This window comes from Aliiroseovarius conchicola (genome assembly GCF_041403445.1).
Taxonomy (GTDB): Bacteria; Pseudomonadota; Alphaproteobacteria; order Rhodobacterales; family Rhodobacteraceae; genus Aliiroseovarius; species Aliiroseovarius conchicola.
On record NZ_JBGEHL010000028.1, the window covers coordinates 1 to 12495 of the forward strand.

The 12495-nt window shown below is 54.6% G+C and carries 9 protein-coding genes and 3 pseudogenes; 9 read left to right on the forward strand and 3 right to left on the reverse strand.

What is annotated here, in order from left to right:
• Positions 1–150 (reverse strand): annotated as a pseudogene (locus V6N04_RS18550) (IS3 family transposase); the annotation flags it as partial.
• A 165-nt stretch (positions 151–315) separates the two neighbouring features.
• Between V6N04_RS18550 and V6N04_RS18555 the strand changes: the two are divergent.
• Positions 316–1464, forward strand: a complete 1149-nt coding sequence (locus V6N04_RS18555) for a hypothetical protein (RefSeq protein WP_371171669.1) — start codon at positions 316–318, stop codon at positions 1462–1464.
• Positions 1465–1936: 472 nt separating this feature from the next.
• Positions 1937–2206 (forward strand): annotated as a pseudogene (locus V6N04_RS18560) (transposase); the annotation flags it as partial.
• A gap of 20 nt (positions 2207–2226) precedes the next feature.
• Here V6N04_RS18560 and V6N04_RS18565 read toward each other — a convergent pair.
• Together V6N04_RS18565 and V6N04_RS18570 are read right to left on the reverse strand one after the other, a co-directional pair.
• Positions 2227–2358: pseudogene (locus V6N04_RS18565) on the reverse strand (transposase); the annotation flags it as partial.
• A 316-nt stretch (positions 2359–2674) separates the two neighbouring features.
• Positions 2675–3577: an SGNH/GDSL hydrolase family protein gene (locus V6N04_RS18570; protein WP_371171670.1), complete on the reverse strand. Its 903-nt coding sequence runs from the start codon at positions 3575–3577 to the stop codon at positions 2675–2677.
• A gap of 223 nt (positions 3578–3800) precedes the next feature.
• Between V6N04_RS18570 and V6N04_RS18575 the strand changes: the two genes are divergently transcribed.
• The 7 genes from V6N04_RS18575 (at position 3801) to mdoH (ending at position 12355) form a co-directional block, all read left to right on the forward strand.
• Entirely contained in the window at positions 3801–4316 is a 516-nt protein-coding gene (locus V6N04_RS18575; protein ID WP_371171671.1) for a YHS domain-containing (seleno)protein, read from the forward strand.
• 29 nt (positions 4317–4345) lie between these two features.
• Positions 4346–4813, forward strand: coding sequence for a rhodanese-like domain-containing protein (locus V6N04_RS18580; RefSeq protein WP_371171672.1), 468 nt, complete (start codon positions 4346–4348; stop codon positions 4811–4813).
• 143 nt (positions 4814–4956) lie between these two features.
• Entirely contained in the window at positions 4957–6579 is a 1623-nt protein-coding gene (locus V6N04_RS18585; protein WP_371171673.1) for a thiamine pyrophosphate-binding protein, read from the forward strand.
• Complete coding sequence (locus V6N04_RS18590) at positions 6563–7774, forward strand: CaiB/BaiF CoA transferase family protein (RefSeq protein WP_371171674.1); 1212 nt, start codon at positions 6563–6565, stop codon at positions 7772–7774. The genes V6N04_RS18585 and V6N04_RS18590 overlap by 17 nt, the downstream gene beginning before the upstream one ends.
• 211 nt (positions 7775–7985) lie before the next feature.
• Positions 7986–9344 (forward strand): tetratricopeptide repeat protein, encoded by a 1359-nt coding sequence (locus tag V6N04_RS18595; protein WP_371171675.1) that lies wholly within the window; start codon positions 7986–7988, stop codon positions 9342–9344.
• Positions 9345–9410: 66 nt separating this feature from the next.
• Positions 9411–10604 (forward strand): OpgC family protein, encoded by a 1194-nt coding sequence (locus V6N04_RS18600; protein WP_371171677.1) that lies wholly within the window; start codon positions 9411–9413, stop codon positions 10602–10604.
• 44 nt (positions 10605–10648) lie between these two features.
• Positions 10649–12355 (forward strand): glucans biosynthesis glucosyltransferase MdoH, encoded by a 1707-nt coding sequence (mdoH, locus tag V6N04_RS18605; protein WP_371171678.1) that lies wholly within the window; start codon positions 10649–10651, stop codon positions 12353–12355.
• Positions 12356–12495 lie beyond the last annotated feature (140 nt).

A 12495-nucleotide genomic window follows, 5' to 3' on the forward strand; every position in this document is an offset into this window, starting at 1 on the left:
CTTCTTTCTTTGCTTTTGTGGGACCTTCAGCCCTTCACGTCGCCAGATACGCTCGACCCGCTTGTGGTTCACGTGCCAGCCAGCGTTGTTCAGCAAACCCGCCACCATGCGATAGCCATAACGCCAGAAATCATGAGCTTGCTGAACGATTGAAGCCCGGTGAATTTACCGATTTTGTAAACAAGGAAACTTACCATAGATGGGCGGCGATTGCGGCAAAACAAGCCGAAAAAGCGCTAGCCAAAACTCTGGTGGATATGTCGGCAACTGAAAAGTTGCTCGAATCACAGTGACGGTTATTCGAAAGTAGAAAAGATGGGAAAAGACATAAGCGTCGAGACATTTGATAGTGCATTGGATTCCATGGATTCAATAACTTCTGCGGACGAACTGTTTAGGATTCTGGGTATTTTTCATGATCGCATCGCTGCTGAAACCACGCTTGTAGCACAGGGAGTGGGCATCGTTGGTGAAGCTATCGACACAATAGTGGCAGTTACTGAAGCTTACACCGACAATGCCACTGTTCTCAAGAATGTTCAGGATGCGATCGAGGAGCAAACAAAAGCGATCTCAGATTCTAACCATTTCAAAGCAATAGAAAAAGACCTGCCAACTCCAAACGCAGTGCGAATTCAGTCAGAAACGCTAGACATCGTGCTTGGAGAGTATTCGCGTGTTGATGCAGTCATAGAGTCACAACTTTCAGAAGTTGAGAACGAAATTTCAAAGATATCGAGCGACAGGGAGCAATTGAAAGGCCTGCTTGCTGCGTCAGAGGCATCAGAACAGGCAGGACTGGAAGTTGAGAAGCTATTCCAGGATCTAAGTCAAACGAAATTGGTAGAAATAACCGATGCAATTAGCTTTTCAGTCTTTGACCAGATCGCTCACGAAATGAACGCAGTGATCAACATGTCTCTCTCCGCTCGAACAGAGGCTATCATCAGTGCGCTCGGGCGCGTTGATGAGCAATTGTCACATCTCAAAGAACATCGAGTGAAGCTTCAACGGCAGGAAGCCTGGATGGATGTGATGTGGACATACGAGATACTTCGCGCAATGTCCCTTTCTAAGGAGCCCGCGATCCAGGAGGCCCTAGACAAGGCACTCGACATGATTGAACTTCTGCCAGACAAACACGTGGCGTCAGTTGTTGGCCATTCGATCACCGTCAAAATTAGGAATCAAAAAGTCAGAACTGAAGTTTTTCATCTGATGCGGGATGCGGCAAAATCCGTCAAAGAAGCTGCGCGCCATGCGGCGACAATGAAGGTGCTTTCGCTTATCCATTCTGGTGTTAGTCTATATTCCGATATTTCCAATTCTGCGGCTGGAAGTGACACCAAAACGATTAAAAAAGGAGATGCAAAGAACCCTACAGAAACCAAGGCAATACAAAAAGACGGCCAAAAGAAGCCCGAAAAAAGAAGAAGCTCATTCTTCATCCTGACGCCAAAATGAAGAAGCTCGCAATATTCCATGACAGGATGCCAAAATCTCTCAGGGAATATGCATATATTTGGGCCGATCGCTATCACATTGAAATTATGGCATAGCAATCGTCCCATCTTCCAGGTTCAAGTGGGGGTAACAACGGCCCATCAGACAACTCCAGCTAACATCCTGTTTTAATACAGAAGTTGCACTTCATTTGTGAATCCACCCTGCTACAATCAGGCCCCATCGCATGATTTGTTCGTAGGATTACTTTAAGTGCGAACGAAAGAAGAACGCTTGTTTTTTGCTCTAAGAAGCCTTTCTTCTCATTGAGCTGAGGTGCAGGGGACGTGCATTTGAACGCTCAGCAGCACCAGAATGCCAATCAAAATCGCCGGTGAGATTGATGTGTTCCCAGCCGAGAGGCGATGGAGTAGCCCCCATCGGGTGGTCCACCAACTGGGATAGTTTTATCCCGCAAATTGGAGGATCAGCGATGGCTGGAAAACGAGAGAAACCGGAAGAGATCGTATCGAAGCTTCGGCAGGTTGAAGTTCTGCAAGGGCAAGGGATGACGATTGCGGAGGCGGTGCGCCAGATCGGGGTGACACAGCAGACGTTTTATCGATGGCGCAAGCTGTATGGCGGTATGGGACGCTCGCAGCTGAAGCGGCTGAAAGAACTGGAGAAAGAGAACCAGCGTCTGCGGCGGGCGGTTTCTGACCTGACCCTGGACAAGCTCATCTTGACTGAGGCTGTACGGGGAAACTTCTAAGCCCTTTCGTGACAAACCTGGCGGCAAATGGCACGCACACGCAAGCGGATGTCGCCCGTCAGCACCTTGTAGCGATACTTCGTCGACCACACGATGTGATAACGGTGATAGAAAACACAGTGGCTGCCGGTGTCGTATTGCATGATCATACCCTGTAGAAAATGAGCCTTCGACCCGGCTGCGGCTCATTTTCTACAGGGTATGATCATAAGACGATTCTTTCACGCTGAAGCAGAACCGACTGGAAGTCGGTGAGTTGGAACCAGGGCGTGGATACTACAATCGGATTCGACTAACGAAGAACAGGACAGTGCTTGCTTCTGCCCATTCTATGGATGCTTGCGGTGAAAGCCTCCGCATCTGCAGCGCTAAATAACTCATCGACGCCGCAGATTTCCCCATGACCCATCATTCGATAGTACCAGAAAAGCGGGATTCAATCCGCCCCAACACCAGGGCCTAGTCTAACCCTCTTAGTTCGTGGAGGATTGCGTTGCATATTTGCTGTTTCTGGATAGAGAAAAACTGTTTGGCGGCCGCTTTGTTGGGGTGGAACGGATCTTTCACGGATCCGTTCTTCTTGCGTCTGAAATGCGATTTTACGCCCAGATTGGCCTTGATGGTTTGAGGGGTGTAGCCCTCCACGAAACTGCATCTATTGCCCGTCTTGTCAAACGCCCTCTTCAGGTTGGCCTGTGCCCGGTGGCGCATGTCGACGACTGATTTCTGATAGGTCGGAGCGGTGGTCATGAAGATGCAGGGCATACCCGGGGGCAATTGCTCGGTCGCTGCTTTCACGTCGCTTAGGGCCGCAGCAGGATCATCTGCCCATGTCTGGGAGGAGTTGCCCAGAAAGGTCATGACCAGCAGTTTTGGGTTATAATAGTCCTTGCGAAACATGGTCTCGAACGCGGATTGGCCCGGTTTGCAAAACTGATAGTTCTTTCCCTGCCCGATTTGGACATAGATGTTCTTGGTTCGATTGACCGTGCCATATGACCCGGCATTGACCTTCCATTTGGGGTCAACATCGCAAATCGGACCTTTCCCGCCTTTCGTGCGCCGCGCCCACGTCCCAAGAGAGGTAGAGCGCACACCGATGACCGCAACGCGCTGGCCCAGTTGTGTCAGAACGTCCTTGTCCTGCTCAGTTTTGGCGCAGTTTTGTTTCAGGTTCTCGAAGAATGACAGAAAGCTGGGGCCGGACCCGAAGGTGATTTGGGAATCCCCCAGCACCAGAATATCGGGGGTCTCAAAGGCCTGGCTTTGCTGTGCCGACAGTCCTGAAAGGCCAAAGGCCAAGAGCGATACATATCCGAAACGGGCGAGCGGTTTGGGCAAAAACTTCAAGAAATCGGGCAATCTGGTATTCCTTCTAACGGCATGGGCCAACTATTTGCAGCACCGCGTTGTGGGCAAATCACAACTTGGCGATCTCTCGGATATTGTGGGGGGCCGCTTGTGAGCCGCCAGCCTTACCACCCGCACGATCACCCACGATCTCTCAAGAACGCGTGAGGTCGACTATGTCACGTTCTCTATTGGAGTATAAGTGCCGGGACACCATTTGAAACAGGAACTTAACATGAAACGTCTTCTTCCTTTTGCTTTCGCCGCCCTGACCATTCCATCGCTGGCGTTCGCCGGTCCGCAGTTTGTGGACGAAACGGGATTTGCTGCATCTGGATATGATGTGGTTGCCTATTTTGACCTGAAACAGAACAAGATTGGCCAGTCCCAGCCCAAAGGCATTCCCGGCAAGTCATCGATCACAGCCGAGTATAACGGGGCCACATGGGCCTTTTCGACCAAAGCCAACCGGGATCTTTTCCTAAAGAACCCCGAAGCCTATGCGCCGCAATATGACGGTCATTGCGCTTACGGTGTTGCACAGGGAGGCAAGGTGCCCGGCAACCCCAATCTGTGGCGTATCCGCGACGGCAAGCTTTACCTGAACATCACCAAAAACGTGGTTGGGTTCTGGGAAAAAGACATTGCAGGCAACCTGAAGAAATCCACAAAAAACTGGGTGAAGCTTGAGCCGAAGGGCGCATCGAACGCGACCATTCCGAACTTTTCGTCCAAAGCTCCGCAATCCTAAGCGAATATGCTTCCTTCTGACAGTGACAGGTGCCTGAGTTGAAAAAAACCAAGACCAATCGTCCCATCAGCCGGCGCATGTTTCTTGTTGCAGGTGCGACCACAGCCTCAGGCGTTATCGCCTGGGGCATTTTTCCAAATGCAGGCCTTGCGGGCGAGGCTCTGACCCCGCCTGAGGCACATCAGAAAGCCCTGAACGGAGAGCTGTTGCTCGTCGATATTCGCAGGCCGGATGAATGGGCTAAAACGGGCAGCGGTCAGAGGGCGGCTCGGCTGGATATGCGCCGTCCGGACTTTATCGAAGCTCTGGATCTACTGGTTGAGGGCGATCGCGAACGTGTCGTGGCCCTGAACTGCGCACGTGGCGTCCGCTCGCGACGGATGCGTCAACGGTTACTCAAAGCCGGTTTCGTGAACGTCATCGACATTCCCGAAGGTATGCTTGGCTCTTGGGCTGGACCGGGATGGTTGCGCCGTGGCTTGCCTGTGACTTCATGACGTATTCGGCAGTATGGTGTTGACCGGGTTTGACAAACAGACACTGACGCGCGCCGATTGAAACAACCATGACACCCGACAGGTTTCGGGTTAGATCCCCATCACACTGACCAGATAGACGCCCCTTAACACTCGGACTTCCAATGCCAAACACACCGCGCCGCGCCGCCGATTATCTTGCTGAACGACTGTATCAAGCGGGGTGCCGTCGCGCCTATGGCATGCCGGGGGGCGAGGTTCTGACACTGCTTGATGCCTTGACCAAGGCTGGGATCAAATTCATCCTGACAAAGCACGAAAACAGCGCCTGTTTCATGGCCGAGGGCGATTATCACCGCACTGGTGCACCGGGCATTTTGGTTGCCACGCTTGGACCGGGTGCGATGAACGGCATGAACGCGATTGCCAACGCGTTTCAGGACCGGGTGCCGTTGATCGTGTTGACGGGCTGTGTGGATGCGAACGAGGCGCAGACCTATACGCATCAGGTGATGGATCACGCCGCCGTTTTCGCCTCGGTCACCAAAGCCAGCTTTTGCCTGACTGCAGACAGCGCCGATATCATTGCCGACAAGGCCGTCGGGATCGCGACCGAAGCGCGCCCCGGTCCGGTCCATATTGATGTGCCGATCACCGTCGCCAACACGCAAGTTGCCATATCGCGCCTGCGTCGTCGACCTCCGGCAAGCTCGCATGTGCCCGCGCCGGGCCCAGAGCTTGAGATGGCGCGCCGCTGGCTGGCGGATGCGAAGCGCCCGGTCATGATCGCTGGGTTGGACGCGATGAACGATGGGGCTGGGTCCGCGCTTAAATCATTTTGTGATACGCTTGGCGTCCCCCTGATCACTACCTACAAGGCCAAAGGCATATTGCCCGAGGATCATCCGCTTTGCCTTGGCGGGGCGGGTCTATCACCCTTGGCCGACACGCATTTACTGCCCTTCGTGCGCAACGCCGATCTGGTGATTTGCGCGGGCTATGACCCCATCGAAATGCGCCCCGGCTGGCGCGAGGTCTGGGACCCGGACACCATCAATGTGATCGACATCAGCGCCGTCCCGAACGCGCATTATATGCACCAATCAGGTGTGAATTTCATCTCGGACACAGGGGCCACGCTGGAGGTGTTGCAACAAGGTATTTCCCCCAACACAACATGGCCTGATGGCGAGGTCGCGGCGGTGAAGGCGGCATTGGTCGGGGCCTTTCCAACTGATGACGATTGGGGCCCAGCAGCCATTATTGATGAATGCCGCCGCGCCTTGCCTGCAAACACGCTTGCCACCGCAGATAGCGGCGCGCATCGCATTTTTCTGTCCCAGATGTGGGCCTGTTCTGAGCCGCGTGGCCTTATGCAATCCTCGGCGTTTTGCACCATGGGATGCGCGGTGCCCTTAGCGATGGGCGCGAAAATCGCCTCGCCTGACCGTCCCGTCGTCTCGTTTTCCGGGGATGCCGGGTTCCTGATGGTTGCCGGAGAGTTGGCAACCGCAGCCGAGCTGGGGCTGACCCCGATTTTCGTTGTGTTTGTTGATGCCAGCCTTGCACTGATCCAGCTGAAACAGCGCCAACGTCAGCTCAAGGACGAAGCAGTCACTTTCGGGCGGCACGATTTCGCAGCCATCGCGACGGCTTTCGGCGGCGCAGGCCATACGGTCAGCGGCCGAGCCGAGCTTGCGCGCGCGCTTGAGGCGGCGAAAACGGCCGATACATTCACAGTCATTGCCGCACAGATCGGAGACGGAGCCTATGATGGACGGATCTGAGACCCACGCCAAAGGGCCGCTTGACGGGCTTGTTGTGCTTGACCTTTCGCGCATTCTGGCCGGGCCGACCGCGACTCAAATGCTGGGCGATCTTGGGGCAACGATCCTGAAGATCGAAAACCCGAAAACCGGTGGCGACGACACGCGGAATTGGGGGCCGAACTATGCCAAGGGTGAAGGTGGCGAGAACACCGACCTCAGCGCCTATTTCATGTGCGCCAATCGCAACAAGAAATCTGTTGCCGTCGACATTGCCACGCCTGAAGGGCAGGATATCATCCGCCAACTGGTGGCGCGCGCCGATATTTTGATCGAGAATTTCAAACCCGGCGGGCTGAAGCAATATGGTCTGGATCATGACACGCTGTGTGCGGCCTATCCGGGGCTGGTCTATTGCTCGATCTCGGGCTTTGGGCAAACCGGCCCCAACAGTCACAGACCCGGCTATGATCTGATGGCGCAGGGCTTTGGCGGGATCATGGCATTGACCGGTGAACCTGATGGCAGACCGTTGAAGGTCGGCGTGGGTATCGCGGATGTGATGTGCGGGATGTACGCGACCATCGGCATTCTGGCGGCCTTACGTCACCGCGATCAAACGGGCGAAGGTCAGCATATCGACGTTGCCCTTGTCGACACGCAGATGGCGTGGTTGATCAACGAAGGGGTGAATTTCCTGACCTCGGGCAACCTGCCCGAACGGCGCGGGAACGCCCATCCGAACATCGTTCCCTATGACGCATTTGCCGTTGCGGACGGGCATATTCTGATTGCCGTCGGGAATGATGCACAATTCCAGCGGCTTTGCGACTTTCTGGGCCAACCCGAATTGGGGCAATCCCCGGATTATGCAACAAATCTGAAACGTATTGAGAACCGTCAGGCGTTGACCACACATCTTAGCAACGCTCTGACAGGGTATTCAGCACACGAGGTTCTGACAGGGTTGGAGCAACGCGGCGTGCCTGCGGGGCCGATCAATTCGGTTAAGGATGCGTTGACATCCGATCAGGCGTCCGCCCGACAAGCTGTGATCTCGGTTCCCAAAATATCGGTGCAATCGGGTGCCGTGGAACTCCTTGGAAATCCACTGAAATTTTCCCAAACACCGGTTACCTATCGCAACCCACCACCCCATTTCGGAGAAGATACCGAGGATATTCTGACCGCGTTCGGGATTGAAAAACCAGAATAAGGGACCATCGACGCGACCACTAATTGTTTGTCGCAATCGACCGGAATAGGCCCTGAAACTTGCACAGTTCGTGCGAGTTGCACTTCTACGCCCCGGACACGCTTATTCACCTAATGATCGCAAGAGTTCAACTAGTTGTTATTCATCAATAAAGCCTTTGTTTGCAGCCCGTAAACTGCGTACCAAATCAGCATGAACATAGGGGTAAAAAATGCTGACGGATATCTTTGGGAACGACATCTCATTAGACACGATCGAGACCCGCGACGAATGGGATAAGTTGCAACTTGCTTTTCTGGCACACGCGCAGGTTACACCCATGCATCTGTCTACAGTGCTAAATGCCGCACCTGAGTTTGCACTAGGTCACGCGATCAAAGGTTTGTTCTATATGATGCTTGGGCGGCGTGAGTTGGTCGAAACGGCCCGAGATGCCTATAAGGACGCCCGACAAGCCCTGGACGATGCCTCGGCCACCAAACGAGAACGCGATTTCGTCCGGGCTTTGGGCTTCTACCTGGACGGCAACCCGGCTCAGGCACGCGATGTTGTTCAGAATATCCTGAACGCCCATCCCCGCGACGCGTTGGCAATGAAAATCGTGCATGCGATCTCTTTCATTCTGGGCCAGCTTGCGCAAATGCGACACTCGATTGAAGAGGTTCTGCCGACATATGACGAAGGTCATGCCGGTTACGGCTATTTGATGGGGTGTCATGCCTTTGCGCTTGAAGAAACCGGCGCCTATGCCGAGGCCGAGAAGGTTGGTCGTAAGGGGATGAACTATGCGGTCAACGATGCTTGGGGATTGCACGCGGTTGCGCATGTTTATGACATGACAGCCAACACGTCCGCCGGGCTGAAATGGCTGACCGAGCAAGAAGGTGCATGGGCACATTGCAACAATTTCGGTTTCCATGTCTGGTGGCACAAAGCACTATTCCTGCTGGATCAGGAACGGATTGACGAGGTGTTCGCGTTGTATGACGCCAAAATCCGCAAAGAAAAGACCGACGATTATCGTGACATTTCCAATGCCACATCGCTGTTAAGCCGGCTGGAACTTGAGGGCATTGATGTCGGAAACCGTTGGGAAGAACTGGCCGATTTGTCTGAAAACCGGACTGCGGATGGATGCCTAATTTTCGCTGATTTGCACTATATCTTGGCACTTGTCGGAGGCGAACGTGATCAGGCGATCAGAACAATGATGTCGCGGATCAACAAAGACGCCCAAACCGCCAATACCGAGATCGCTCGGGTTATGGCTGATCCCGGAGTGGCCGCCGCTGCCGGTCTTGAAGCGTTTGGCGAAGCCAATTACGAACTTGCATTCAAAAACCTCGCCTGTGCGCGGTCGAAAATGCAACTGGCTGGCGGAAGTCACGCCCAACGCGATGTGTTTGAGCGTCTGACCATTGATGCAGGCATCCGTGGTGGTCATTTCAAGGAAGCCAAGCAGATATTGACCGAACGCAAGGCCAAGCGCGGCGGGGCCGAGGATCACTATGCCGCTGTGCGTTTCGAGATGCTGACGAATATGGAGCGGCCGGACGTTATCCCCCATTAAGTCTGTGCAGGTGGAAAACCCGGCTCAGGCACGCCCGTACCCAATCGAAGAAAGCTTGTTCAGGACATGAATATGACCCCGGTCAAACCAGCAGATACGGCCGTGAGCCAACGTGATATACGCCTCGATTTCTATCGGGGCCTGGCGATGTTCATCATTCTGATGGCGCATATTCCGGGCAACTTTCTGACGCTGTGGATCCCGGCGCGTTTCGGGTTTTCCGACGCGACCGAGATCTTCGTGTTCTGCTCGGGGATGGCATCCGCCATCGCATTTGGCAAAGCGTTCAAGACCAGAGGCTGGCTGATGGGCACCGCGCGCGTGGCGTTCCGGGTCTGGCAGGTGTACTGGGCGCATATCGCGGTGTTTTTGGTCATTCTGACCTTCGTTTCAGCGCTGAACCATTCTGGCACCTACTCCAAGGACTATGTTGGAAATCTAAACCTCTGGCCGATTGTTAACAATACGATCCCAAATCTGATCGGGTTGATGACGCTGACCTATGTTCCGAATTACTTCGACGTCCTTCCGATGTATGTTGTCATTCTGGCGATGATGCCCATCGTGGTGGGCTTGAAAAACCTGCACGGTTTTTTTGCACTGGCCTTTGTGGTGCTGGTCTGGATTGGCGCGAATACCAATATGTTATGGATGCCGGCAGAACCGTGGACCAATCGGGAATGGTTCTTCAATCCGTTCGGCTGGCAATTGGTATTCTTCACCGGATTCGCGCTTATGGCAGGGTGGGTGCCGGCCCCTCCATTGAACAAATGGCTGGCCATTCTGGCAATCGTCGTTGTGATCAGCACGGTCCCTTTTGCCTATTTCCGCCTGCTAAATGCTTACCCCGAACTCAAATCCATCTCACAAGACATCGGGTTCCTAACCAAGAAAACCGACTTTGGCTTGCTGCGGTATGTACATTTTCTGGCACTCGCCTATCTGGCTTGGGCCGTGGCAGGGACCGGTGGGCGTAGGCTCAGACCGACCGAAGATGGGGTATTTTCGCGCTTTTGGAAGGGGCTGTTGAGAGTCATCCTGAAAGTAGGCCAGCAATCTCTTGCTGTGTTCGTTTTCTCAATGGCAGCAGCCCGTTTCATCGGCTTCGGTCTGGATCAGACTGGTCGTTCGGCCTTCAATGTCTGGAGCGCAAACCTGATCGGGTTCGCCTCACTTGTGGCCGTTGCGTATACCGCGGCATGGTTCAAATCCCACCCCTGGCGTGCGCGACCCGAACCCAAGCCCCTATCCGCACAATGAACCGGCATGACGCCCATCTGCATCAGGATCCGGTTGCGGCGCGGATGCCCCCAAGCCGGCCCCTGGACATGCCGGTGCAGGATTTCACCCATCCGTTTGTTGATCCCGATGCGCCACAGCGACCGGCAGAACCTTTCATCTGGACCAAACGCGCGTTGATCCTGCTGCCCGCGTTGCTGATCACAGCGACCCTTGGGGCGGTCTTTGCGCGCTGGCTGTCGTTCGACGGTTTCACACCGTGCGGGGTCATCTGGATCGCCTTGATTTGCGTCACCTTCTTTTGGGTGTCGTTTGTCTTTTGTCTGTCGCTCAGCGGCGCGCTCGCACTGCAGCGCTCGAAAGGGAAGCCCGGTGATGGCGCGGCGCTCACACCGCCTTTGAATGTTGCCATCCTGATGCCCGTCTATGACGAAGACGTGGCGGAAGTATTCGCCAGTCTTTTGGCGATGCAGGATGATCTGGACAGCCATCTGCATCATCACAATTTTTCGGCGTTTGTGCTCAGTGACAGTCAGACCCCAAAGATCATTGAGTACGAGCGGCGCGCCTACGACCAAGCCCGTATGACACGCCAATCAAGCAGCCCGCTGTATTACCGTCACCGGGATGACAATCGGGGCTACAAGGCTGGCAATCTGGACCAATGGGTGCGCGGATGGGGCACTGGTTATGACGCAATGCTTGTGCTGGACGCCGACAGCTTGATGAACGCTGATGCCATTCTGAGGCTGACCAATACGCTGGCCCGCAACCCCGGTCTTGGCCTTGTTCAGGGCGCGTTGCACGTGTTCCGGGGACGTCGCTTGTTTGCGCGACTACAACAGTTTTCCAGCGCGGCCTTCGGAGGGCTGTCTGCCAATGGTCTGGGCGTTTGGTCCGGGGTTGAAGGAAACTATTTCGGCCACAACGCGATTATCCGCACCCGTGCCTTTGCGGCTTGTGCCGGGCTGCCCGACATTTCGACGGGGCCGGGCCGCTCCACCCCAATCTTTAGTCATGATTTCGTGGAAGCCGCATTGTTGCGGCGTGCAGGGTGGGGCGTGAAAATCCTGCCAGACCTTGATGGCAGCTATGAACAAGCGCCCGAAACCCTGGTGGATTATATTCAACGTGATCGACGCTGGTGCCGGGGCAATATGCAGCATCTGCGGATCATGAGCGCGTCAGGGCTTCACCCAATCTCGCGGTTTCATATGTTTTTCAATGCGCTTGGTTATCTGATGTCTCCGATATGGCTTGTTCTCATCCTGATCTGGACCTGGTATGGGCTGAGCGCGGGGACAACGCCGGACCCCACAGTGCCGAGCCATAGTATTCTGATTTTGGTGGCAGTTTTCGCGATGTTGCTGGCGCCAAAATTCATTGGCGCGGGTCTGGTTCTGACCTCCGCCCAGAAACGACGCGCGTTCGGAGGCGTTGCGAAATTCATCGCCTCGTTCTTTGGCGAGCTTATCATGTCTATGCTGATCGCGCCGATCCTGATGATCCATCAGACGATTTCCGTGGGGCGCAGCCTGTTTAGACTTCCAACACGCTGGGGAACCTCGACCCGCCCCGGCGTGAAGCGCCCTCTGCGCGTGTTGCTGAAATTCCATGCCATAGAAACGGTGTTCGGACTCGCGCTGAGCGCAGGCATCGCAAGCGGGTTTGTCTCACCCTATCTGCTGCCAATCGCGGCCAGCCTGACACTGGCCCCGCTCTTGTCGTATCTTTCTGCCGTTGATCTTGGTGATCTGACATCCGGCCCGTGATCGTTTCTACAGAATTGAGTATCCACGCCCTGGTTCCAACCCACCGACTTCCAGTCGGTTCTGCTTCAGCGTGAAAGAATCGTCTTATGATCATACCCTGTAGAAAATGAGCCGCAGCCGGGTCGAAGGCTCATTTTTCA

Coding starts and splice junctions, on each gene's coding strand:
- V6N04_RS18555 (WP_371171669.1), top strand. CDS start 316: ATGGGAAAAGACATAAGCGTCGAGACATTTGATAGTGCATTGGATTCC.
- V6N04_RS18590 (WP_371171674.1), top strand. CDS start 6,563: ATGATGGACGGATCTGAGACCCACGCCAAAGGGCCGCTTGACGGGCTT.
- V6N04_RS18595 (WP_371171675.1), top strand. CDS start 7,986: ATGCTGACGGATATCTTTGGGAACGACATCTCATTAGACACGATCGAG.
- mdoH (WP_371171678.1), top strand. CDS start 10,649: ATGCCCCCAAGCCGGCCCCTGGACATGCCGGTGCAGGATTTCACCCAT.
- V6N04_RS18575 (WP_371171671.1), top strand. CDS start 3,801: ATGAAACGTCTTCTTCCTTTTGCTTTCGCCGCCCTGACCATTCCATCG.
- V6N04_RS18585 (WP_371171673.1), top strand. CDS start 4,957: ATGCCAAACACACCGCGCCGCGCCGCCGATTATCTTGCTGAACGACTG.
- V6N04_RS18600 (WP_371171677.1), top strand. CDS start 9,411: ATGAATATGACCCCGGTCAAACCAGCAGATACGGCCGTGAGCCAACGT.